At 72.1% G+C, this 21,716-nt stretch carries 21 protein-coding genes; 12 read left to right on the forward strand and 9 right to left on the reverse strand.

What is annotated here, in order from left to right:
• Positions 1-558: 558 nt before the first annotated feature.
• Positions 559-957, reverse strand: a complete 399-nt coding sequence (locus ACFVWY_RS10860; protein WP_389869629.1) for a DUF302 domain-containing protein — start codon at positions 955-957, stop codon at positions 559-561.
• Positions 958-1,117: 160 nt separating this feature from the next.
• On the opposite strand from ACFVWY_RS10860, the gene ACFVWY_RS10865 reads away from it, so the two are divergent.
• From ACFVWY_RS10865 to ACFVWY_RS10875, 3 genes are all read left to right on the forward strand, one after another.
• Positions 1,118-2,476: a rhodanese-like domain-containing protein gene (locus tag ACFVWY_RS10865; RefSeq protein WP_389869632.1), complete on the forward strand. Its 1,359-nt coding sequence runs from the start codon at positions 1,118-1,120 to the stop codon at positions 2,474-2,476.
• Between the two features lie 67 nt (positions 2,477-2,543).
• Positions 2,544-2,909: a rhodanese-like domain-containing protein gene (locus tag ACFVWY_RS10870; RefSeq protein WP_389869634.1), complete on the forward strand. Its 366-nt coding sequence runs from the start codon at positions 2,544-2,546 to the stop codon at positions 2,907-2,909.
• Positions 2,906-3,649 carry a sulfite exporter TauE/SafE family protein gene (locus ACFVWY_RS10875; protein ID WP_389869637.1) on the forward strand — a complete coding sequence of 248 codons (744 nt, stop codon included), beginning with the start codon at positions 2,906-2,908 and terminating at the stop codon, positions 3,647-3,649. The genes ACFVWY_RS10870 and ACFVWY_RS10875 overlap by 4 nt, the downstream gene beginning before the upstream one ends.
• A gap of 253 nt (positions 3,650-3,902) precedes the next feature.
• Here ACFVWY_RS10875 and ACFVWY_RS10880 read toward each other — a convergent pair whose 3' ends face one another.
• From ACFVWY_RS10880 to ACFVWY_RS10890, 3 genes are read right to left on the reverse strand one after another with little or no spacing between them, the layout of a single operon-like run.
• Positions 3,903-4,766 carry a cytochrome c biogenesis CcdA family protein gene (locus ACFVWY_RS10880; protein ID WP_389869639.1) on the reverse strand — a complete coding sequence of 288 codons (864 nt, stop codon included), beginning with the start codon at positions 4,764-4,766 and terminating at the stop codon, positions 3,903-3,905.
• Positions 4,763-5,512, reverse strand: coding sequence for a DsbA family protein (locus ACFVWY_RS10885; RefSeq protein ID WP_389869642.1), 750 nt, complete (start codon positions 5,510-5,512; stop codon positions 4,763-4,765). Before ACFVWY_RS10885 ends, ACFVWY_RS10880 begins: the two co-directional genes overlap by 4 nt.
• Positions 5,513-5,558: 46 nt before the next feature.
• Positions 5,559-6,053 (reverse strand): hypothetical protein, encoded by a 495-nt coding sequence (locus ACFVWY_RS10890; RefSeq protein WP_389869644.1) that lies wholly within the window; start codon positions 6,051-6,053, stop codon positions 5,559-5,561.
• An 893-nt stretch (positions 6,054-6,946) separates the two neighbouring features.
• Between ACFVWY_RS10890 and ACFVWY_RS10895 the strand changes: the two genes are divergently transcribed.
• A complete protein-coding gene (locus ACFVWY_RS10895) occupies positions 6,947-8,692 on the forward strand; it encodes a GAF domain-containing protein (RefSeq protein WP_389869647.1) in 1,746 nt (581 codons plus the stop codon).
• A 54-nt stretch (positions 8,693-8,746) separates the two neighbouring features.
• Here the strand turns inward: ACFVWY_RS10895 and ACFVWY_RS10900 are convergent, their stop codons facing one another.
• A complete protein-coding gene (locus ACFVWY_RS10900) occupies positions 8,747-9,487 on the reverse strand; it encodes a response regulator (RefSeq protein ID WP_389869650.1) in 741 nt (246 codons plus the stop codon).
• Positions 9,488-9,526: 39 nt separating this feature from the next.
• Entirely contained in the window at positions 9,527-10,411 is an 885-nt protein-coding gene (locus ACFVWY_RS10905; RefSeq protein ID WP_389869652.1) for a universal stress protein, read from the reverse strand.
• Between the two features lie 524 nt (positions 10,412-10,935).
• Between ACFVWY_RS10905 and ACFVWY_RS10910 the strand changes: the two genes are divergently transcribed.
• Both ACFVWY_RS10910 and ACFVWY_RS10915 read left to right on the forward strand, forming a co-directional pair.
• Positions 10,936-11,358, forward strand: a complete 423-nt coding sequence (locus ACFVWY_RS10910; RefSeq protein WP_389869653.1) for an Hsp20/alpha crystallin family protein — start codon at positions 10,936-10,938, stop codon at positions 11,356-11,358.
• 52 nt (positions 11,359-11,410) lie between these two features.
• Positions 11,411-11,758 carry an SHOCT domain-containing protein gene (locus tag ACFVWY_RS10915; RefSeq protein ID WP_389869656.1) on the forward strand — a complete coding sequence of 116 codons (348 nt, stop codon included), beginning with the start codon at positions 11,411-11,413 and terminating at the stop codon, positions 11,756-11,758.
• Between the two features lie 222 nt (positions 11,759-11,980).
• Here the strand turns inward: ACFVWY_RS10915 and ACFVWY_RS10920 are convergent, their stop codons facing one another.
• On the reverse strand, positions 11,981-12,154 hold the full coding sequence (locus ACFVWY_RS10920; protein WP_389869659.1) for a hypothetical protein: 174 nt from the start codon (positions 12,152-12,154) through the stop codon (positions 11,981-11,983).
• Between the two features lie 317 nt (positions 12,155-12,471).
• Here ACFVWY_RS10920 and ACFVWY_RS10925 point away from each other — a divergent pair, with 317 nt between their 5' ends.
• The 3 genes from ACFVWY_RS10925 to ACFVWY_RS10935 all read left to right on the forward strand — a co-directional run bounded on the left by ACFVWY_RS10925 (position 12,472) and on the right by ACFVWY_RS10935 (position 15,350).
• On the forward strand, positions 12,472-13,533 hold the full coding sequence (locus tag ACFVWY_RS10925; RefSeq protein WP_389869661.1) for a DUF1918 domain-containing protein: 1,062 nt from the start codon (positions 12,472-12,474) through the stop codon (positions 13,531-13,533).
• A 152-nt stretch (positions 13,534-13,685) separates the two neighbouring features.
• Positions 13,686-14,591, forward strand: coding sequence for a universal stress protein (locus ACFVWY_RS10930; protein ID WP_389869663.1), 906 nt, complete (start codon positions 13,686-13,688; stop codon positions 14,589-14,591).
• A gap of 162 nt (positions 14,592-14,753) precedes the next feature.
• Positions 14,754-15,350: a hypothetical protein gene (locus ACFVWY_RS10935; RefSeq protein ID WP_389869665.1), complete on the forward strand. Its 597-nt coding sequence runs from the start codon at positions 14,754-14,756 to the stop codon at positions 15,348-15,350.
• 41 nt (positions 15,351-15,391) lie between these two features.
• Here the strand turns inward: ACFVWY_RS10935 and ACFVWY_RS10940 are convergent, their stop codons facing one another.
• Both ACFVWY_RS10940 and ACFVWY_RS10945 read right to left on the reverse strand, forming a co-directional pair.
• The gene (locus tag ACFVWY_RS10940) at positions 15,392-15,997 is read right to left on the reverse strand and encodes a CBS domain-containing protein (RefSeq protein WP_389869668.1); all 606 of its coding nucleotides are present in this window, start codon (positions 15,995-15,997) and stop codon (positions 15,392-15,394) included.
• Between the two features lie 478 nt (positions 15,998-16,475).
• Entirely contained in the window at positions 16,476-17,126 is a 651-nt protein-coding gene (locus tag ACFVWY_RS10945) for a CBS domain-containing protein (protein ID WP_389869671.1), read from the reverse strand.
• A 190-nt stretch (positions 17,127-17,316) separates the two neighbouring features.
• On the opposite strand from ACFVWY_RS10945, the gene ACFVWY_RS10950 reads away from it, so the two are divergent.
• From ACFVWY_RS10950 to ACFVWY_RS10960, 3 genes are read left to right on the forward strand one after another with little or no spacing between them, the layout of a single operon-like run.
• On the forward strand, positions 17,317-18,399 hold the full coding sequence (locus tag ACFVWY_RS10950) for an alcohol dehydrogenase catalytic domain-containing protein (RefSeq protein WP_389869674.1): 1,083 nt from the start codon (positions 17,317-17,319) through the stop codon (positions 18,397-18,399).
• Complete coding sequence (locus ACFVWY_RS10955) at positions 18,396-19,169, forward strand: HAD family hydrolase (protein ID WP_389869677.1); 774 nt, start codon at positions 18,396-18,398, stop codon at positions 19,167-19,169. The genes ACFVWY_RS10950 and ACFVWY_RS10955 overlap by 4 nt, the downstream gene beginning before the upstream one ends.
• 11 nt (positions 19,170-19,180) lie before the next feature.
• Positions 19,181-21,571 carry a glycoside hydrolase family 65 protein gene (locus ACFVWY_RS10960; protein WP_389869724.1) on the forward strand — a complete coding sequence of 797 codons (2,391 nt, stop codon included), beginning with the start codon at positions 19,181-19,183 and terminating at the stop codon, positions 21,569-21,571.
• The last annotated feature ends 145 nt before the right edge of the window (positions 21,572-21,716 follow it).

A 21,716-nucleotide genomic window follows, 5' to 3' on the forward strand; every position in this document is an offset into this window, starting at 1 on the left:
CGCCATGGCTCGGACTGGACGCTGCCGCGGATGACCGAACTCTGTGCCGCGCCAGCCGCGGAGACATGGTCCGAACGGTCCGGCCGGGATCGCGCGGGAGCACCGGGGCGCGAAGCGCGGCGGCACCGGCCGCTGGTTCCACGTCCATCGAAAGACGCAGGTCAGCGTATGCGTCCGCGGGGCTTCAGGGGCTGGGGGCGGGGCGGACGGTCGCCCGGACGGCCGTGGACTGTGCCGAAGCGGTCGGGGCCCCTTCCCGTCCCGGCGTGCGGCACTCTCGCGTGTCTGCCCAGGCCGGGGGCATGGTGGGCCATCCGCGGTCGGCGAATCGCCGGCATCGGACGAGAGGGAGTCCGCGCGCGAGGGCGCCGAGGCATCTGCCGTCACCATCGCCAGCATCGTCGCCGACGACGTCCGCCCACTCACCGGGCAGGCCAGCCGGACGACTGGGAATGATGCGGCGCCGCCCTCTCGCGAACGTCCGCCGACTCCTTTGGGCGTAGCGGCGGGCACGGCCCCGTCAGCGTTCCGGGGGCCGCTCCACCGCGGTCGCGTCCGTCACGCGGCGGGGTCCTGCAGGGAGGCGAGGGCGGCGTCCAGGCGGCGGGTGGCTTCCTCGGCCACGGGCGCCATGGCGTCCAGGCCGGTGAGGGTGACCATGGTGCCGGGGTCGACGGCCTGCACGATCACGCGGTCACCGTCGGCGCGGACAACGACGTTGCAGGGCAGGAGCAGACCGATCGAGCGGTCGGCCTCCAGGGCCTGGCGGGCCAGTGGCGGGTTGCAGGCGCCGAGAATCAGGTATGGCTCCATGTCGTGGTCGAGCTTGGCCTTGAGGGTCGCCCGCACATCGATTTCGGTCAGGATCCCGAAGCCCTGGTCGGCCAAGGCCCGGCGGACGTTCTGCTGCACCTGATCGAAGGGTGCTTCCAGTGTCACGGTGCGGTCGTAGGGCATGGTCCGCCTCCTCGTTGCTCGTCGCGTTCGGCCGGGGTGCCCCGCCGAGCGCGCTGCTCATGTGGCGGCTGCCACTCCTCGGAGTATACCCCCGGGGGTAAAGGTGTTAGGGTGATTTGTATACCCCAGGGGGTAACTTTCGCGCGAAAGGAGTGTCGCGGTGTTCTTCGTTGACGTGATCGAACTGGAGGGCCTGGGCAACCGCAGCTATCTCGCCGGGGGCGAGTCGGCGGCGGTGGCGGTCGACCCGCCCCGGGATATCGACCAGGTACTTGCGGCCGCCGCCCGGCGGGGAGTGCGTATCTCGCATGTGGTGGAGACGCACATCCACAACGACTACGTCACCGGCGGTCTGGAACTGGCCCGGATCACCGGCGCCGTCTACCTGGTGCCGGCCGGTGCGCGCGTCTCCTTCTCCCGGACTCCCGTCGCCGACGGCGACACCGTGAAGGTCGATACCGGTCTGACCCTGACAGCCGTCGCGACGCCCGGACACACGCCGCACCACACCGCGTACGTCCTGAGTGAGGCGGGTCGGGCCGTGGCCGCGTTCACCGGTGGATCCCTGCTCATCGGCACGGTCGGCCGGCCCGATCTCGTCGAGCCGCGGCTGACCGAGCGGCTGGCCCGCGCCCAGCACGCCTCGGCGCACCGGCTCGCTGACACCCTGCCCGACGACACGGCGGTGCTGCCCACCCACGGGTTCGGCAGCTTCTGCTCCTCCGCGCAGGCAGACGGCGACGCCACGACGATCGGCAGGGAGAAGACCGTGAACTCGGCCCTGACCGTGGACGTGGACACCTTCGTCGCCGGACTTCTCGCGGGACTGGAAGACGTGCCCGCCTACTACGCCCACATGGGACCGGCCAATGCGGCAGGTCCCGACCCCGTCGACTTGACCCCGCCCGCCGCCGCCGATCCGGAGGAGATCGCCGCGCGGCTCGCGGCGGGGGAGTGGGTCGTGGACCTGCGCAACCGGATCGCCTTCGCCGAGGGACATGTCGCGGGCTCGTTCAACTTCGAGGCGGACGGCAAACTCGCCACCTATCTGGCCTGGATGATTCCGTGGGGCAAGCCCGTCACCCTTCTCGCCGAGACCCCGGAGCAACTGGCCGCGGCCCAGCGGGAGCTGGTCCGGGTCGGCATCGACCGGCCGGCCGGTGCGTCGACGGGCGGGCCCGCCGCGTGGCTGCGCGACGGTGAGAGCCCCGCTTCGTTCCCGCGGGCGACGTTCGCGCAGCTGGCGGCCCAGCGCACGGACGGGGTCGTGGTGCTGGACGTACGCCGTGACTCCGAGCGTGCCGGGGGCTGGATAGCCGGCTCGGTCCACATCCCGGTCCATGAGGTGCACCGCCGTCTTGGTGAGGTGCCGGACGGTACGGTCTGGGTGCACTGCGCGGGGGGCATGCGGGCGGGTATCGCCGCCTCCCTGCTGGATGCCGCCGGACGGCGGGTCGTCGCGGTGGACGACGGCTTCGACGCCGCCGCCGAAGCCGGCCTGACCATCGTCGCTGGCTGAACCGTGCCCGTCGGCCGTGCCGACGGGCAGTAGCAGGACACCTACCGAGAGAAGGGCGAAGCCGACGATGTTCCTCTTCAACAGGAGCGCACCGCGCCTGTCCGTGGACGAGGCGCGCAACCGCACCGGCGGGGAGCGGCCCGAAGCCGTTCTGCTGGACGTGCGTGAGAAGACCGAGTGGCAGGCCGGACACGCCCCCGAGGCCGTGCACGCGCCGCTGACGGGGCTGGCCGCGGGTGCGGCCCTGCCCGCGGCGGCGCAGGGCCGCCCCCTCGTGGTGATCTGCCGCAGTGGACAACGCTCGCAGCGGGCCGCGAAACTCCTGGCCGAACGGGGCGCGGACGCGGTGGACGTGAAGGGCGGCATGAACGCGTGGGCCGCTGCCGGGTTCCCGGTCATCGACGAGCGCGGGAACAGCGGCTCGATAGCGTGAGCACCCTGATCCTGGCCCTGGTCGCCGGGGCCGTCATCGGTCTCGCTCTCGGTGCTCTCGGCGGCGGGGGCAGCGTCCTCGCGGTCCCGGCGCTGATATACCTGCTCGGCTTCTCCCCGGCGTCGGCGACCACCGCCAGCCTGATCATCGTCACGGCGACCTCGGCCACCGCCCTCTACGCCCACGCGAAGGACGGCAACGTCGTCTGGAAGACCGGGGCCCTGTTCGCGGCAGCGGGCATCGTGCCGGCGTTCCTCGCCGGGGCGGCCGCCGGTCACCTGCCGGCCGCGGTGCTCACCGCCGCGTTCTCGGTCGTCGCCGCTCTGGCAGCCCTGCGGATGCTGCGCCCTTCGGGGGCCGAGCCGCCGGAGCTGGTACGCCCGGCGAAAGCGGCGGGCGCCGGGGCCGGACTCGGCGCCGTCACCGGATTTCTGGGCGTCGGCGGCGGATTCCTCGCCGTTCCCGCCCTGGTCAGCGTCCTCGGTCTGCGCATGAAGCAGGCCGTGGGCACCAGCCTGCTGGTCATCGTCGTGAACTCGCTGGCCGCGCTGGGCGCGCGCGCCGGTACGGGCGGGGACCTGCGCTGGGAGGTGATCGCCCCCTTCACCGGAGCCGCGATCCTCGCCGCCTGGGACGGCAAGAGACTCTCCTCGAAGATCACCGGACGAACCCTGCAACGGATCTTCGCCTTCGTCCTGCTGGGCGTGGCGGCCTTCATGCTCGTCGACGTGATCGCCTGAGCGAGGGAGCCGCGAGGGGCGGAGCGCGGAGAGGACCAGTTCTTCCAGCCACCCGCGCTTCTCGCCCCGCTCCTCGACCGGCCCCTGAGGTGTGGCTGGCCGCGAGGACCGCCACGCTCCCTCAGCCATCTCCCCGTCGGCAGCCTCGCCAACGCCCGGTGCGACTCCGCGCAACGGACGAGCCCAGAGGGGGCGGGGGCCGGCGTGCCGGCTTCCCGCCCCCTCCGTTCGACGGACTCGGGTACGGCGTCCGTCACCCGCGCCCCGACGGCTCCCGGGGCGAGGGCCGCGACGCCCGCTTCCCTGCTGGCCGCAACAGCGCCAGAAGCCCAGCCAGAGCCACCACGACCGCCAGGAACAGGAGCACGGTCCGGTCGGACACGGCGGCTCCGACGGCCGACAGGCGCTCCTCCAGGGCGAACTCCGTGTCGGTGCTGATCATCGACGGCAGCGCCGACGTCCCGTCGAACACCAGGAACGCCGTGCCGAGCGCGACGAAGACCACCCCGCCGATGACCGAGGTGCTGTGCAGGGAGACCCGCCCCACCTGGAGGGACCGGCCCCGCAGCCAGCGCTTGCGGCCCAGGTCGAACCGGTCCCACAACAGGGCCAGAGCGAACATCGGCAACGCCATTCCCAGCGCGTACACGGCGAGCAGCATCCCACCGTGGAACGGATCGCCGCCCACCGCCGCCACGGTGAGAATGCCGCCGAGGACCGGCCCCGCGCAGAAGCCCGCCAGACCGTAGACGGCGCCCAGAGCGAACACGGACAGCGCCGATCCGGAACGGCGTGCGCCAGCTGCCCGCGCCATGCGCCGGGAGCCGAACCCCATCCCGGCGATCTGGGCCACGCCCAGAGCGATGACGGTCCAGCCACCGGCCGTCACCAGGGTGTCCCGATGGCCGTAGAAGAGCCGGCTGGCGAATGAACCGGCCACGCCGAGCGGCACGAGCGTCGTGCACAGACCGACGTAGAACAGGCTGGTACGGGCCAGCAGTCTCGTACGGCTGGTGAAGGAGTACGCGAAGAAGGCCGGCAGCAACAGCGCGCTGCACGGGCTGAGGAGCGCGAGCAGCCCACCGAGGAAGGCCGCCGCCAGAGTGACCTCGCTCACCGCCCCGCCGCCTCGGCCGCGGCTTCGACGGCTTCCCTGAACGTGGCCGTGGGCTGGGCCCCGAGGACTGGCTTTCCGTTGATCAGGAACGCCGGGGTGCTGCTCACGCCGAGGCCGTAGCCCTCTTCCTGATCCTTGCGCACGGCGGCGCGGGCCGCGTCGGAGGCCAGGTCCGACTGGAACCGCTCGATGTCGGGGACGCCCGCCTCGCGGGCCATCGCGACGAGTTTCTCCGCAGCGAACTCGCCCTTGTTGCGTTCACGTGGCCTGCCGAAGGCGACCTCGTGGAACTCCCAGAACTTCTTCTGGCGTCCGGCGGCCCATCCTGCCAGCGCGGCCTGCTCGGACTCCTCACCGAAGACGGGGAAGTTGCGCCACTCGATACGCAGCACCCCCTTGTCCACGTAGGAGCGCAGCAGTTCGGGCTCGGTCTCCCGGGCGAAGCGACCGCAGAAGGGGCACTGGAAGTCGGAGTACTCGATCATCACCACCGGGGCGTCGGCCGGTCCGGCGGCCAGGGCGTCACCGGGCGTACGGCGCGCGAGGGCGAGCAGGCCCTCGTCGGCGGGCACCGGGACGGTCGATCCGGTGGCAACCGGGGACCTGGTCTCCGGCTCGTCGCCGGGGGCCGGGCCGTCCAGAGCGAAGGCGAGTCCGGCGACCGCCGCGGCGGCGACGAGCGCTGTGGTCGCCACAACGGTCCGCCTGCGGGGACGGTGGGCGGAAGAAGGGGTGGATGAAGCCATGGCACACCTCAGATGTGAGGAAGAAGGAGCAGAACCGGGCCGCGGGTCAGGCGGAAGCCGTGACCGGGCACACGGTCTGGAGGGACAGGCGGCGCAGCGCGGCCTCCGCCAGCAGGCCCACGGAAAGGACCGCCAGCAGGGGCTGCAGGGGAGCCCAATAGCTCATGGCGCCGGAGGCTCCGAGAAGCACGAGAACGAGCTTGTTGCACACCGGGCAGCCAACGGCGAAGAAGGACAGCACACCGCCGACCGCTCCCAGCCGACCACCGTCGCGGGCCGGTGTCCTCTCGGGCGGGGAGGGCTGCCGCACATAGGTGCTCAGGACGATGCCCGCCAGTACCGCTGTGACGACGAGGGCGGGGTAGTTCCACCACTGCACGGGCACCGAGCGGCCGAACAGGGGGTTGGGCACCACGTCGGTGGGCGCGCCGACCAGGACCGCGGTGGCCAGGGCGCCGAGGCCCGCCACCGTCCACTGCCGGGTCCGCCAACTACGCAGAGCCGCACCGGCCCGGCTCCATGAGCGCGGGGAAGGGGACATGTGAGATGACTCCGTTCTGGAGGATTCAGGGACGCGGCCAACGGGCCGGTCTAAATCCGCAGAACGGAGTGAGATGAGGGAGAAGGTGGTGGGGCGGGGCCTGCCGAGTACGTGCCAGAGCACAGCGCGTGGAACACCACCGCCCCGGTCCGGGACGCCGGGCAGCCGGAGCAGTCGGATGCCTGCGCAGTGTTCTCGGCCCGCTGCGCGGTCTGATCGGCGACAGCCTTCTTGCCGCACGGCGCGGACGTTCCGGACGGTGCTTCGAGGGAGGCGGAGGCGCGGGCGAACTCCGCGGAGGACGTCCGGGCGAGCGAATCGTCACGCCGCACATGGCCGAACACGCACATCAGGGCGACAACGGCCACCAGCAGCGACAGGGCAGCGCGAAAGCCGGTGTGCACCGGCCCGCATGCGTTCGCCCGCCTCATCATCGCTCCCACGCCCGTTCAGTGGTGGCCCACTCTAGGACACGCGATGCGGCACCCCGCCCTCAACCCGGGCGGGATTCCGTACCGGGCCGGGCTCATCGCCCCGGCGCCCACGTGCCGGGTGAAGGGGGAAGAGTGCCGGGACCAGCCGACCGTTCGCCGTGACCGACCGACTCGGTGGCGGCGGGGCGACGGCCTGGCGCACGGATCGGCGTGGGCGCCTGCGGGGCCCGCCGCCACGGGCCGCTCGGACCTGATGCGCTGGCCCGTCGGCCCGTCGGCCCGTCGGCCCGTCGGCCCCGCGTACACGCCGCGCCGATGCGTCCGCCGTCCGCTGTGGGGCGAGCACCAGACCGCCCGGCGGGACGCACGGCTCTGGCGGCGGGGCTGTACGGGATCTCCGCCACCGGATGCTTCCCGGCGTGGGGCTACTACCGTGAAGATGTGGCCCCACTGTGCCGCGTGGGCCACGACGGAGGCATCGTGGGCGACAACGACAGGTCATCCGGCTCCTGCGCACAGGAGCGCCCTCGACGCCTGGGCACCCTGCCGGGCGATCTTCAGGAACGGCTGGACGCGGTGATGCGAGGGCCGGTCGAGGCGGCCCTGCTGCTGGACGCGGTCATGTCGGTCGGCAGAGAACTCGATCTGCCGCAGGTGCTGCGCCGGATCGTCGAAGCCGCGGTTGTGGTGGTCGACGCGGAGTACGGGGCGCTGGGAGTGGTCGGTGAGGGCACCCGGCTCGCCCAGTTCCTGCCGGTGGGCGTCACGGCGGAGCAGAGGGAGGCCATCGGCCCCCTGCCCGAGGGGCACGGCATTCTCGGCGAGCTGATCCGCCACCCCGAGCCGCTGCGGCTGGTGGAGCTCTCCGAGCACCCGTCGTCGTACGGGTTTCCGCCGAACCATCCGCCGATGCACTCGTTCCTGGGGGTTCCCGTCAGGGTGCGCGACACGGTGTTCGGCAATCTGTACCTGACACAGAAGCGAGGCGGCCGGGCCTTCGACGCCGAGGACGAAACCGTGCTGTCGACGCTGGCGGTCGCGGCGGGAGTGGCCATCGAGAACGCCCGCCTGTTCGGGGAGACGCGCGACCGGCAACGCTGGCAGGAAGCCAGCAGCGAGATCGTCGAGGCCCTGCTGAGCGGGGCTGACGAGGCACGCGTCCATCGGATGACCGTCGATCACTCCGCACGTATCCTCGCCGCGGATCTCGGCGTGCTGGCACTGACTGCCGAAAGGAAGAGTCTGCGTGTGGCGGAGGCGGTCGGGCTGGACGCCGGGTCGCATCTCGGCCTGGTCGTGCCGCGAGCGGGGTCGTTCTCCGGCGCTGCCCTGGACGCGGGCGAGCCGATCACCAGTCCCGACATCGAACATGACCTGAGGATCACGGAGGGCCCACGGCGGTGGAGGGGGCTGGGCCCTGCCGTCGCGGTCCCGATGATGACCGGGGGGCGGGCGCGCGGGGTGCTGCTGCTGGCCCGGGTACGGGAGCGTCCTGCCTTCACCGATACGGAGACCGCACCGCTGCTGACGTTCGCCGGACAGGCCGCACTGGCGATGGAGCTCACCGAACGGCGTGAGTGCGCCGAGCAGATCGCCCTGCTGGAAGAACGCGACCGCATCGCCAGGGACCTGCACGACCTGGCCATTCAGCGGCTGTTCGCCACCGGGATGACGTTGCAGAGCGTGGTGCGGCTGGTGGAACAGCCGCAGGCGAGTGAGCGGCTCTTGCGGGCGGTGGACGATCTGGACGAGACCATCAGGATCATCCGGTCCACCATCTTCGGGCTCCGTGTCACCGGATCGGGCCGGGCCGGTCAGGGGCTGCGCGTGCGGACAGCGGCCACGGTCGAGCAGGCAGCCAGGGCCCTGGGGTTCCAGCCCGCGCTGCGGATGGCCGGACTGATCGACACGGACGTGTCGGCCGAGACCGCCGAGCAGGTGATCGTGGTGCTCGGAGAGGCGCTGAGCAACGTCGCCCGTCACGCGCGGGCGACGGCGGTGGACATCTCGCTGGTGGTGGGAGAGGGCACCGTGGAACTGGTCGTGTCCGACAACGGCGTGGGTATGCCCCGGCACGCCGCTTCCCGCAGCGGGCTGGACAACCTCGCCCGGCGCGCGGAGAAGCTCGGCGGAGCGATGAGCGTGGGGGAGTCGGCGCAGGGCGGTACCAGGCTGAGCTGGCGGGTACCCCTGAATCTCGCCTGACACCGGGCCGGGGCACCTCAGGGAGGGGAGCGGTCAGGTGAGGGAGGGGAGCGGTCAGGCCGTGTGGTGCCCGGCACCATGCGAGGGCGCCTCCGGAGCGTGCATGCCCGGAGCACGGGCGTCCGCGGCATGCGCGGCGATCACGGCCGCCTGGATGCGGCGTTCGACACCGAGCTTGGCCAGCAGCCGGGAGATGTGGTTCTTGACCGTCTTCTCCGACAGGTAGAGACGCTTGCCGATCTGGTGGTTGGTCAGTCCGTCACCGATCAGCGCGAGGACGTCCTTCTCCCTCGGTGACAGCCCCGCCAGCGCGTCTCCCTCCGCGGAGCCGTCAGCGGACTCCTCCTCACGCAGGCTGTTCATCAGCCTGGCCGTCGTCGACGGATCGAGGGTCGAGCGCCCGGACGCCAGCGTACGGACCGCGGTGACGAGGTCCGAACCCTTGATCTCCTTCAGTACGTACCCGGCCGCGCCGGCCATGATGGCGTCGAGCAGCGCTTCGTCGTCGTCGAACGAGGTGAGCATCAGACAGGCCAGCTCCGGCATGCGCGAGCGCAGCTCACGGCAGACCGTGATCCCGTCGCCGTCCGGCAGCCGGACGTCGAGGATCGCGACGTCGGGGCGGAGCGCCGGGCCGCGGGCCAGCGCGTGGTCGGCCGTGCCCGCGTCACCGACGACCTCGATGTCCGCCTCCGCGTCGAGCAGATCCTGCACGCCACGCCTGACGACCTCGTGGTCGTCCAGCAGGAACACGCGGATCGGGTTCTGCGCCGAGAACCCCGTCCCGTCGTTCATGGTGGCCTCCTCGTCTCCCAGGATCGCGCGATCGCGTCCTCACCGTGGGACCGGGCTGTCAGGGACGACGGCGACGGGGCAGGACGCGTAGTGCAGCACCGCGTGGTTCACCCGGCCGAGGTGCGAGCCGGCGTGCGCACCGGTCCGGCGCACGCCGACGACCAGGAGCTCCGCACCCTCGGCTTCCTCGATGAGCACCTGGTGCGCGGGCCCCTGCACGACGGACCGGTGGATGTCGGCTCCGGATCCGGACCGCTCCAGTACGGCCAGGACCTCCTCCAGGTGATCCGCGGCCTCCTGGCGGTGCGCGGAGACCGCGGAGCCGGAGAGGAGCGGATGCTCCGCCGCTCCGTGGGCGGGGCAGCGCCAGGCGCGTACGGCGATCAGCTCGCCGTGGCGCGACGCCGCCTGGTCGCGTGCGAAGCGGGCGGCGGCGGACGGCCCTGCGGTGTCGCCGATCCCGACGACGACGCGACCCGGCTTCGACGGGACGTCCGGTGCGGCGGTGGGCACCACGACCACCGGGCAGTGGGAGCGGCCCGCGACGGCGAGGCTCACGGACCCCAGGAGCATTCCGGCGATCCGGCCCCGGCCGCGGGAGCCGAGGACGAGCAGGGCCGCCTCGTGGCTCTCACGCACCAGCGCGTGCACCGGTTCCTCGGGCCGTACGTCGGCGGTCACCTTCACCTCGGCGTGGAGGCGCTCCACCCGTTCCCGCGCGGACGCGACGAGATGCTCGGCGAGGACCTGCTCGGCCGGACGGCCGGTGTCGAACGCGGGCCGGACGGCTTCGTAGCGTTCCCACAGCGACGCGTGGACGACGCGCAGGGGAAGCCGTGAGCGTGCCGCTTCCGCCGCGGCCCAGTCCAGGGCGCGGAGGCTGCCCTCCGACCCGTCCACCGCGACGACTACCGGGAACCGCATGGCTCCTGCCACCTTCCCTGATGAGGTGCCGCGGCGCACGACGGCCGCTCGGCACGTGCCCAGGCCGGAAGAGCTCCCCCGGCCGTCTCCGGGCCGAAGGGGGCGGTGGCCGGGGGCGGAGCGCCGACGACGGGATCGGCTGGTGCAGCCTCGGCGAGTGGTTCGATGTGCATGGTGGTCTTCCGCTCAGGGAGGGAGTGGGCCGTGGTTTCAGCATGGGGCGGCCCGCCGCCCGGTGCGTAGGGGCCGTTCGGCCCCCGCTCCGGTTCCGGACGGCCCCCGGAGGGCACGTCTGCGCAGCTCTGCCGGGCCGGTACCGGGCCTTCGAGTGAGCGGTTCACACGGATGACACCCTCCACGCTCCGTGCGAGGCGGGCGGCGACGGGAACGAGCGCGCGCAGGGGAGCGGGAGGAAAGGGCCGGAGGGGCCCTGGGGATGGGCCGATCGGCCTCAGCGACCGGAACCCGTCCGCGCTGGACTGTGTGTGTGGCTACCGGAGACCGACCAGCGAGGAGGCACGACGATGACCACCCTCAAGCGCGGGCAGAGGTTCCCGTTCCCGGAGGTCCCGGAATGGTTCGAGAACCTGCCTGCCAGGTTCGCGATGCCCACCATGAGTGAGCTGTACACGGTTCGGATCGAGGACTACACGCAGGACGGGCGCTACGTGGTGCGTGCGGAGCTTCCGGGCACCTCTCCCGAGAACATCGATGTTTTCATCAGCGACGGTGTGCTGACGATCCAGGCAGAACGCACCGAGAGGGAAGTGGACAAGAACCACAGTGAGATCCGCTACGGCGTGATGAGCCGCAGTGTGACGCTGCCGTCGGGCGCGGACGAGGAGGATGTCACGGCGGACTACACCGATGGCATGCTCACGGTCAGCGTGGGCATGGGCGCCGAGAAGCCGTCGGCCCGGCACGTGGAGATCAAGCACGGCGGCTGAGCGGTCAGACCCCCGCCACGAGGCCCGCGTCGGTGCGTTTCGGCTGACGCAGATGTCTCTGCCCAGTGAGCCGCGCCGCGCGATCCTGGGCATACCGGCGGCCTGCCGGCCGGAGAAGGTGATGGGCGTGATGTGGTACAGCGGCTGGGGCTGGGGCGGATGGTTCCTCATGACCGTGACCGTGACTCTGCTGTGGGGACTGCTGATCGCCGGAATCGTCGGCCTCACCCAGTACCTCACCCGCGCTGCCCGCAGCCAGCAGAGCGGCCGGCCCTCGTCCGGCGAGAGCGGATGGGGTGGCCGACGGGCGGAGGAAGTGCTCGCAGAACGATTCGCGCGCGGAGAGATCGACGAGGACGAGTACAAGCGCCGACTCACGCTGCTGCGGGAGTACCGGTGATCACGCGGTGACACCGTCGCACAGCAGTGACGCCAGCAGCACCGCTTCCTGGCCGTTCGGGAGCCGGCAGGCGCACCCGGCCCAGGGGCCTTGGATCCCCTGTCCGGAAAACGGGCCGGGAGCGCCGTCACTCCCGGGAGATCACGCGTGACGGACGCGCCGTCCCAGAGACCGTGCCATCCCCCGATGGTCGCACCATCCCATCATCAGGGATCCTCCTGATCAGGAATCCTCCGGTGTCAACTCCATGCGGACGTCCACGACGCCCTCGACCGCCCGGATGGCCCACGCCAGGAGCGGCACCCGAGAACGGTCCCGGAGCGGCCCCTGAACAGTGACGACGCCGTCCAGCACGGTGAACTCCACCCGGTCAGGGAGAAACTGTTCGGCGAGCACGACGGACCGCCGGGACGCCGTTGCCGGGGAGAAGACGGGCGATGTCCTTGAACGAGGCCGCAGGCGTGGCGGTGACGGCACCGTGCGTCATGACCTCGCAAACCGTTCGCTGCTGCATGACGGCCCTCCTCCCGGGGCGCGGAGTCCCGGCACAGGCCACCCTGCTGCGGCGAGGGCGCAGGCGGGCAGTGCCGAACGGTCCTGTTCCGGGACCGATGGCCCCTATGAGGTGGAAGTCCGCCGGACGCAGCATGGGTCCGGGAGCGCGGGCGGGCCGAGGAAGGGCCCCCGCAGCCCGCGGCGAACGGGAGACGGCCATGGCTGGGACCGAAGCGCGGGACGGCTCGGTGCAACCGCGTGCCAGGCTGTGGGCCCGTACGGGCGACCGGCTCATCGTGGGCGGCGCCACCGCCGGGGACAAGGGCCGGGACGGCGAGATCGTCGGGCTGCACCACACGGACGGCAGCCCGCCCTACGACGTCCGCTGGTCGGACACCGGTCGGACCACCCTGGTGTTCCCCGGTCCGGACGCCAGGGTTCACCACGGTCCGGCAGGTGACTCTGCCGCCGGGCTGACGCGTGGCGGAGCGGCCCGGCGTCCCCCCGCGTCACGCCGGACACTTCGCCGCCGTACCGCGGCGCCGGTCGGTGGCCGCCGAGGAGGAAGCATGATGAACGCCTTCGACGACGGGCACCACCAGAGCGATCTCGGCCGCCGTGTCGCGACGAGGCGTCGGCAGCTCGGCCTCTCCCGGGAAGAGGTGGCGGACCGGGCCGGGGCCACTGCCGGCTACCTCACCTACGTGGAGGAGCGGCTGCCCGTCCCGGGGATCGGGTTCCTCGTCCGGCTCGCGGACGCCCTGGAGACGACGGTCCAGGAACTGATGGGCTTCACGGCTGACCTTCCGCCCGGCGAAGGCCCGGCGGGAGCACGGCCGAGGCTGGAGGAGGTCGGCGAGAAGGAATGCTGGGAGCTGCTCGGCGACCACGGCGTGGGCCGGGTGGCCGTCGAGGCCGCCGACGTGCTGGACGTCTTCCCCGTCAATTACCGGGTTATCGGAGGGAGCGTGCTCTTCATGACCACGGCCACGTCCGCACTGGCGCTGGCCGCAGCCTCCGGTGCCGAGATCGCCTTCGAGGAGGACCACTTGGACGAGGCCTTCCACCAGGGCTGGAGTGTGCTCCTCGTCGGCCCGGTGCGCCTCGTCCCCGACTCCGTCGAGTCGCGGCCCCTCCGGGACGCCGCGCATGCGCAGTCGTGGGCCGGGGAGGGACGGGACACGCTCGTCCTGCTCGCGCCGCACCGCGTGACGGGACGGCGGATCCTGGTGCCAGGCGCACCCGGCACCGCCGACGGGCCCGATGAGCGGGAGCTCTGAGGGCACCGGCCCTGCTTGCCCGGGGCGGACGGCCGGGCAGGTCCCGGTCGGGGCCGAACGGCCCATGGCGGTGGAACCCACAACAGTGCCAGCGTGAGGATTGCCGACTACGGGGCGTGCCCGAGCCCCTGGGACGGATCGAAGGAGGAGCCATGGACAGCGAGTCGCCCGTCCGGTCCGAGCTTGCCGAGGTCGTCGTGGGAATCGACGGTTCCCCCTCCGCGCGGACCGCCGCGCTCTGGGCCGCCGCGGAGGCGGACCGCCGGTCCAGCCCCCTGCGCCTCGTGCACGCCCTCGACACCGGTCGGCACGCCCGTGCGAGCGACGCGAGAGCGTCCCGCGCCGTCCACGAAGCCAGCCACGCCCTGCTGGCCGAGACCGCGGACGCGGTGCGGGAGCGCTTCCCGGACCTCGACGTCACCAGGAAGACAGATCATCAAGAACCGGTCGCCGCACTTCTGGCCAACGCCGGACGGCAGGGAACGGTCGTGGTCGGGAGCAGAGGGCTCGGAGGCTTCTCCGCCCTGCTGCTCGGCTCGGTGGGGCTGGGGGTGGCGGCCTGCGCCGACATGCCCGTGGTCGTGGTGCGCGGGGAGGCCGAGCGCCCGGAGTCGGGCTCGGTGACCGCGGCCGTACGCGACTCCGCGGACCTCGGGTGGCTGCTGCTTGCCGCAGCGGAGGCGGACATCCGCAAGGCGGCGCTGCGCATCGTGAGCGTGTGGAACGTGCTGGCCCACGTCGGTACGGTCGCGACCATGCTCGACGACCTCGACGAGATCGCGCAGCGGCGAGTACGCGAGATGAAGGAGCTCGCGGACCGCGTGCGCGACAGGTACCCTGGCCTGATCGTCGGCCACCATGTGGAGGCCGCAACGAGTACCCCGGGGGTTCTGATCGAGGCGAGCGCCCACACCGACCTCATCGTGATGGGCCGGGGCCACCCCTCGAAGGGGCTGGGACCGTCCCTCGGACGCGTCGCCCACACCCTCATCCACCACGCGCACTGCCCCGTGGAGATCGTTCCAGCGGCCTTCGCACCCGCGGACGGCGCGGCGTGAGCGACCCTCTGGCCGTGAGCCGTGAGCCGTGAGCCGTGAGCCGTGAGCCGTGAGCCGTGAGCCGTGAGCCGTGAGCCGTGAGCCGGAAGCCGGAAGCCGGAAGCCCGGTCCGGCCGCTGGCGGCGGGGCCGACGTGCGTGAAGACCTGCCGGGAGGTACGTGATGACCGGCAACGAGCAGACGGGCCGCCTGTCCGGTCCGTCAGGCGGAGGTTTCCAGGGGCGCGCGGTCGTGGTGCTCGTCCTGGTGGTGGCGCTGATCTGCGGAACGGTCACCGCCTGGCTCCTGTGGACCGCCGGGGCAGGGGCGGACCAGGCACGTGCCGAGCGGCTCCACCGCGTGACGGCGACGACCACCGGGACGGCCCAGCCGTCGGTGCCCCAGGCAGGGCAGAGCGGGTGGGCGGAGTCCGTCGCTCCCGCGGTCTGGACGTACCCGAAGGACGTCCGCAGGTCCGGCACCATTGACGTCCCACCCCTGACGCCCCGGGGCCGCGCGGTCCCCGTCTGGGTGGACGCCGCGGGCTCCCCCGTCCGTCCACCGGACAGCGAAACGGAACATGTGCTGACCTCCTTCTGCGGCGGTGCCGCCGCAGCGGCCACCACCGGAGCGGCCACGGCCGGTGTCCTTCTCGTGGTGCGACGGCGCGCCGAAGCCCGTACGTTCGCGGCGCTCGAACGCGAGTGGGCCCAGGTGGAACCCGTGTGGTCCGGTCGGCCCCGGAAGGGCAGCGGTGGCCCGGGGGCCGACGGCCACTGAGCGGGACGGCTGCCGCACCGGTCGGTAGACGGGTACGGGCGTCACCTGCCGGAGCCGGCGCCGTCCTCGCGGTGGAGCCGGTCGACGACGCCCACCACCCCGTCGGCGCTGTTGCAGAGCCTGAGGAGGATCGGAACGAGTCCGGGGCGGCGAACGGTGCCGCTGAGGGTGACCAGTCCGTCCTCGACCTCCACGGAGAGATCCGAGGGGCTCAGACCGAGCGTGCGGGTGATCACGTCCTCGATGATCTCCTCCTGGATCGCCCGGTCCCTGCGGAGGAACAGCTGGATGAGATCGCTCCGGCTCAGCACACCCACGAGCCGCCCGGAGTCGTCGGTCACGGGCAGGCGCTTCACCCGGGCCCGGTCCATCACGCGAGCGGCCCGCACCACGCTCCACCCGGGCCGGGCGACCACCACGGGACTCGACATGAGAGCCCCGGCGGTCTCAAGTCCGGAACCGACGGCACGCCTGCGTACGAGATCGGCTTCGGAGACGACACCGAGCGGCCGGTCCGCCTCGTCCACCACACAGACCGCGGTGATGTCGAACTCGTCCAGGAGCCGGGCGATCTCCTTGAAGCGTGTGTCCGGCACCACACTGACGACTGCCGGAGTCATCAGTTCCGCGACACTTCGGTGCCTCATCGCCGGTCCCCTTCCGTTCTCATTCCTCCGCCGCCACCTCTCAGGATCGCCGGTACCGGCCTTTTCCGGCGAGGGCCGTACGGCCCTCGCCGGAAAAGGCCGTGCTCTCCAGGGCGGATCCGTCTCGCGCGGGGGACTACGGGGCCGCTTCGACGCTTGCGGCGATCCGGCGCCGGGCACGGGGCGGCAGCCAGGGCGGTGAACCGGGGAGACCCCGTTGGCGCGGGTGGTTGCGGAGCCTGGCTGCGGCGTGCCCCTTCCGGCAGTTCCCTGAGGCCGGTCCGGGAACGGGTACGGGCGGCCACCGGAGTGCCGGGCGGCCACCGGAGTGCCGGGTGGGCCCCGTCCGGCGTCCGCCCCTCGTGGCGGTCGGCGGCAACGGTGCGGTGCCCGGGGGCGTTCCTCGTCCGCCAGGCCGATCACGTCCCGAGCGCGCGCCGCTGGCCGACGGCCCGCCCGCGAACGCGGCACGTCCTGGCTACGGCCCTTCTACGCCGAGTTCGCACCGTACGTCCACCACACCCTCGACAGCCCGCGCCAGCCGCTCCGCGACCGGGAGGAGCACGCGGTCGCTCACGTCGCCGGTCAGCGTGACCACGCCCGCTTCGACGTGCACGCCCACCTGGCCGCGCGACAAGGGGAACAGGCGATCGACGACTTCACGGCGGACCTCGTCGGCGAGATCCTCGTCCGGCCGGAGGAAGACCTTGAGCAGGTCGGACCGGCTGACGACCCCCTGGATCACGCCCTGCGGGTCGACGACCGGCAGCCGCTTGACGTGACGCGTGGCCATCAGCCGGGCGGCCTGCGGCAGGGAGGCGTGAAGGCCGACGGTGACGGCCGGCGAGGTCATCAGATCCGCGGCCCGGTCGGAGCCCGCCTTCGCTGCGGCGTCGGGCCTGCGCAGTTGCTCGACGAGACCGAGGCGGCGGTCGCGGAGTTCCTCCTTGAGGACCAGGTCGGCCTCCGAGACGATGCCTACGACGCGGCCTTCCCCTTCGATCACGGGCAGCGCGGTCACCTTCCACCGGCCCATGGCGGCGACGATCTCCTTGAACCCCGCACCGGGCCGGACGGCGACGACCCTCTTGGACATGACGTCGGCGACAGTGATCGGCAGTCGGGTCATGAGGGTCTCCTTCGGCGGGCTCGGTCCCGCACCGGCCCGCCTTCACCCTCACACCCGCACGGCGGTGGGACACGGGCCCGAGGGGGCCGTTCCGGGGACCGGCCGGCCCATGCGCGGTGTCCGCACACGGCGGCAGCCTGGCGTTGATACCAGCGGGACGAGACCCGCGGGCACCGGGAAGGCGGCTGTCATGAAGGCTCTCGTGTTCCAGGGAACGGGCCGCGTCCGGTGGCAGGACGTGCCGGACCCCGGCATCAAGGACGCGGCCGACGCGATCGTCCGCGTCGAAGCCGTCACCATCTGCGGTACCGACCTGCACATCATCAAGGGGGACGTGCCGGAGGCCGAACCCGGCCTCGTCCTCGGGCACGAGGCGGTCGGCACCGTCGTCGAGACGGGTGGGGACGTGCGCACGGTGGTGCCGGGCGAACGTGTCCTGATCTCCTGCGTTTCCTCCTGCGGACGCTGCCGGTTCTGCCGTGAACGCCGCTACGGACAGTGCCGGGGCGCAGGAGGATGGGTCCTCGGGCACACCATCGACGGGGCACAGGCCGAGTACGTCAGGGTGCCCTTCGCCGATCTGTCCGTCCACCCGCTGCCGAACGCGGTGGACAGCTTCGACGCCGTGCTGCTGGCCGACATCTTCCCCACCGCCTACGAGGTCGGTGTCCTCAACGGCGGTGTGCGGCCCGGAGACACCGTCGTCGTGGTCGGCGCCGGTCCCGTGGGACTCGCCGCGATCATCACGGCACGCCTGTACAGTCCCGGGCGGATCGTGGCGGTCGACCTGGCGGAATCCCGCCTCGAAGCAGCCCGGCGCCTGGGCGCGGACGCCACGGCCACCGCGGACGAAGGCCCCGAGCAGCTCGTGACCGACCTCACCGACGGCCTGGGTGCCGATGTCGTCATGGAGGCGGTGGGAGTCCCGGAGACCTTCGAGATGTGCACGCGCATGGTACGGCCCGGCGGCCGGGTCGCCAATATCGGCGTCCACGGCAGACCGGCATCCCTGCATCTCGAAGACCTGTGGAACAAGGACATCACCATCACCACCGGTCTCGTCGACACGGCGTCCACGCCCGTCCTGCTGAGCATGATGGCGTCCGGTCGGCTCCCCGCCGCGGAACTGGTCACCCACCGCTTCGAGCTCGGACAGATGGAGGAGGCGTACGACGTCTTCGGCCGTGCGGAGGAGACCGGGGCGATCAAGGTCGCGCTCGGCAGCCCGCAGCACACGGTCGTCGAGGCCGCTCAGCCGGTGACGCGGGGATGAACACCCGGGGCACCGGCCGCCCGCCGCCGCGCGGTGTCGTCCTCGACACCGACGGTGTGCTGCTCGCCTCCGCTGCGGTCCACGCGGCAGCCTGGAAAGCCGCCTTCGACGCCTGCCTCGCCGCATGGGCGCCCGGGGAGCGGGGCTGGAAGCCGTTCGACGCGGAGGCCGACTACCACCGGTTCGTGGACGGCAAGTCCCGCTACGACGGGGCCGCGGCGTTCCTGACCGCCCGCGGAGTCCGCCTTCCCCCGGGGCAGGCGGATGCCCGCCCCGGCTGCGACACGGTCCGGGCCGTGGCGGCGCGCAAGGAGCAGGAGTACCAGCAGGCCCTGCGGGACAAACCGGTCCACGCCTTCGAGGACGCCCCGCGGGCACTTGCCGCGCTGCGCTCCCTCGATGTGCCGCGCGCCGCGGTATCGGCGTCCCGGCACGCCAGGGCTCTGCTCTCCACAGCGGGACTCGACCGGCTCCTGACCACCGTCGTCGACGGCTCGGACGCCGCTCGGCTCGGCCTCCCCGGCAAACCCGACCCCGCGCTGTTCCTGCACGCCGCCGGTCTCCTCGGCACCCGCCCCGAGGACGGCGCGGTCGTCGAGGACGCGCTCGCCGGAGTCTCGGCGGGTCAGTACGGCCACTTCGGGCTCGTCGTCGGCATCGACCGCACCACCGACCGGCACCGCACCGCACCACTGCGGGAGAACGGGGCCGACCTCGTCGTCGCCGACCTCACCGATCTCGTGCAAGCCGTGTGGGGAGCGACCCCGTGACCTCGGCGACGATGTGGCGGTACGACGACTACGACCCGGGGCGGGAGCGCTTGGTGGAGGCACTCTGCGTACTCGGGAACGGCAGGTTCGCCGTCCGCGGTTCCACGCCCGAGTGCACCGCCGACGCCGTCCACTACCCAGGCACCTACCTCGCCGGCTGCTATGACCGGCGTACGTCGTACGTCACCGGCCAGCGGGTCGAGAACGAGGATCTCGTCAACCTGCCGAACTGGACACTGCTGCGCTACCGCTGTCTGCCCGACGACCGCCCTCCCGGCGAGTGGCTCAGCCCCGACTCCGCTCAGCTGCGCCACTGCGACGTACATCTGGACCTGGACCGGGGCGTTCTCACCCGGCACCTCTTCTTCCAGGACGCCGGAGGGCGCGGCCTGCGCGTCAGCCACCTGCGGATCGTGCACATGGGGGATCCCGGAATCGCGGCCCAGCTCACCACGTTCCACGCGTACGGCTGGAGCGGCGCCGTCGAGGCCGAGTCGGTTCTGGACGGTGCCGTCAGCAACGCCGGGGTCGAGCGCTACCGGAATCTGGACGGCCGTCACCTCATCGGCCACCGCAGCGGCTTCGAGCCGGGCGGCATCGCCTTTCTGTCCTGCCGGACCAGCGATCCGGGCCATCTGGTCGCCATGGCCGTGCGTACGACGACCCGCCCCCGGTGTGATGGCCGCGCGGTGGCCACGCCGACCGGCACCGTCCAGACGTACCGCCTGCCCCTCGGCCGCAGCGGGTCGGCGAGCGTGGTGAAGACCATGTCCCTGCGCACCTCGCTGGACCGCCCGCCCGGCGCCCCCCTCGTGGTCGCGGTGGAGGCGGCCGCACAGGCCCCGGAGGTTCCTCAGCTGCTGGCCACCCATCACGCCGCCTGGCAACGTCTCTGGACGGAGGGGGAGCTGCACGTACCAGGGGAAGCGGGCCGTATCCTGCGGCTTCACCTGTTCCACTTGCTCCAGACGCTCTCCCCGCATACGGCGGAGCTCGACGTGGGCGTCCCGGCCAGAGGACTGCACGGGGAGGCGTACCGCGGGCATGTCTTCTGGGACGAGCTCTTCGTCCTTCCCTACCTTGACCTGCACTTCCCCGAGGTGGCCAGGGCGCTGCTCATGTACCGCCACCGCCGACTCCCGGCCGCCCGGACCGCAGCCCGCCGCACCGGTCAGCGGGGAGCCATGTACCCCTGGCAGAGCGGGAGTTCCGGAAACGAGGAGACGCAGGAGCTCCACCTCAACCCGCGCTCGGGCCGGTGGCTGCCCGACCACTCCCGGCTCCAGCGGCACGTCGGATCGGCCGTCGCGTACAACGTCTGGAAGTACGCGCTGGCCACCGGAGACCGGGGTTTCCTGCATGCGGAGGGGGCCGACATCCTCCTGGAAGTCGGCCGCTACTGGGCCGGTTCCGCGGAGTTCGACCCGTCATCCAGCCGGTACCGCATCCGTGGAGTGGTGGGCCCCGACGAGTACCACGACGCGTATCCGGGAGCGGCTGCACCGGGAATCGACGACAACGCCTACACGAACGCGACGGCCGCGTGGGTGCTCGCCCGCGGCCTCGATCTGCTGGACGAACTGCCGGCCGCCCGGCGGGGCGAGCTGCGTGAGCGGCTCGCGCTCGACGACGGGGCTCTCGACCACTGGGCGGAGGTGTCACACCGCCTTCACCTGCCGTTCCACCGGGGCGTCGTCAGCCAGTTCGAAGGATACGGAGAACTGGCGGAGCTCGACTGGGAGGCGTACAGGGCCCGTTACGGGGACATCCGCCGGCTCGACCGCATCCTGGAAGCCGAGGGCGACACCATCAACCGGTACCAGGCGTCGAAACAGGCCGATGTCCTCATGCTCGGCTACCTCTTCCGGGCCGACGAACTGGCGGCACTGTTCGCCCGGCTGGGATACCGGATGGATGACGCGACCTGGCGCGACACCGTCGACTACTACCTGGGGCGCACCAGCCACGGATCGACCCTCAGCAGTCTCGTCCACGGCTGGGTGCTGGCCCGCCAGAAGGGCCTTGACGCCTGGCGGTACTGCGAGGAAGCGCTGATATCCGATGTGGCCGACGTGCAGGGCGGTACGACCGGCGAGGGCATCCACTTGGGGGCCATGGCCGGCACGGTCGACCTGGTCGAGCGCGGGATCACCGGTCTGGAAGCGGGTCCGGACGGGCTGCGCGTGGCCCCGGTGGCGCTGCGGGAGTTCCCCCGGTTCGCCTTCACCCTGTGCTGTGGCGGGCACCGCGGGATACGTCTGCGGATGCTGCCCGGCCGACTGGGGATACGGGTGCCCGTGTCACCGCTGGGGCCACTCGTCGTCGCCCTGCCCGGCGGACGGCGGTGCGAACTCGCGCCGGGGGAGGAACGGTGGTTCCGGTTGCGCGGCGGCGGCCCGTGAGCCACGGCCTTCCGGGACGTGTGAGCCACGGCCTTCCGGGACGCGCGTGAGTCACGATCTTCTGAACGGTTATGCGTGAGCCACGGCCTTCTGAACGGCTATGAACGAGCGGGGCAGGACGGGCGGCGGATCTGGGCGTGCTGCC

The sequence above is a fragment of the Streptomyces sp. NPDC058195 genome (assembly GCF_042883525.1).
Classification (GTDB): domain Bacteria; phylum Actinomycetota; class Actinomycetes; order Streptomycetales; family Streptomycetaceae; genus Streptomyces.

Bases quoted from the DNA above. Each gene is read 5' to 3' on its own strand.
- ACFVWY_RS10860 (WP_389869629.1), bottom strand. From the start codon at position 957: ATGCCCTACGACCGCACCGTGACACTGGAAGCACCCTTCGATCAGGTG.
- ACFVWY_RS10870 (WP_389869634.1), top strand. From the start codon at position 2,544: ATGTTCCTCTTCAACAGGAGCGCACCGCGCCTGTCCGTGGACGAGGCG.
- ACFVWY_RS10885 (WP_389869642.1), bottom strand. From the start codon at position 5,512: ATGGCTTCATCCACCCCTTCTTCCGCCCACCGTCCCCGCAGGCGGACC.
- ACFVWY_RS10890 (WP_389869644.1), bottom strand. From the start codon at position 6,053: ATGTCCCCTTCCCCGCGCTCATGGAGCCGGGCCGGTGCGGCTCTGCGT.
- ACFVWY_RS10900 (WP_389869650.1), bottom strand. From the start codon at position 9,487: ATGAACGACGGGACGGGGTTCTCGGCGCAGAACCCGATCCGCGTGTTC.
- ACFVWY_RS10905 (WP_389869652.1), bottom strand. From the start codon at position 10,411: ATGCGGTTCCCGGTAGTCGTCGCGGTGGACGGGTCGGAGGGCAGCCTC.
- ACFVWY_RS10910 (WP_389869653.1), top strand. From the start codon at position 10,936: ATGACCACCCTCAAGCGCGGGCAGAGGTTCCCGTTCCCGGAGGTCCCG.
- ACFVWY_RS10915 (WP_389869656.1), top strand. From the start codon at position 11,411: ATGTCTCTGCCCAGTGAGCCGCGCCGCGCGATCCTGGGCATACCGGCG.
- ACFVWY_RS10925 (WP_389869661.1), top strand. From the start codon at position 12,472: ATGGCTGGGACCGAAGCGCGGGACGGCTCGGTGCAACCGCGTGCCAGG.
- ACFVWY_RS10930 (WP_389869663.1), top strand. From the start codon at position 13,686: ATGGACAGCGAGTCGCCCGTCCGGTCCGAGCTTGCCGAGGTCGTCGTG.
- ACFVWY_RS10935 (WP_389869665.1), top strand. From the start codon at position 14,754: ATGACCGGCAACGAGCAGACGGGCCGCCTGTCCGGTCCGTCAGGCGGA.
- ACFVWY_RS10940 (WP_389869668.1), bottom strand. From the start codon at position 15,997: ATGAGGCACCGAAGTGTCGCGGAACTGATGACTCCGGCAGTCGTCAGT.
- ACFVWY_RS10945 (WP_389869671.1), bottom strand. From the start codon at position 17,126: ATGACCCGACTGCCGATCACTGTCGCCGACGTCATGTCCAAGAGGGTC.
- ACFVWY_RS10950 (WP_389869674.1), top strand. From the start codon at position 17,317: ATGAAGGCTCTCGTGTTCCAGGGAACGGGCCGCGTCCGGTGGCAGGAC.
- ACFVWY_RS10955 (WP_389869677.1), top strand. From the start codon at position 18,396: ATGAACACCCGGGGCACCGGCCGCCCGCCGCCGCGCGGTGTCGTCCTC.
- ACFVWY_RS10960 (WP_389869724.1), top strand. From the start codon at position 19,181: ATGTGGCGGTACGACGACTACGACCCGGGGCGGGAGCGCTTGGTGGAG.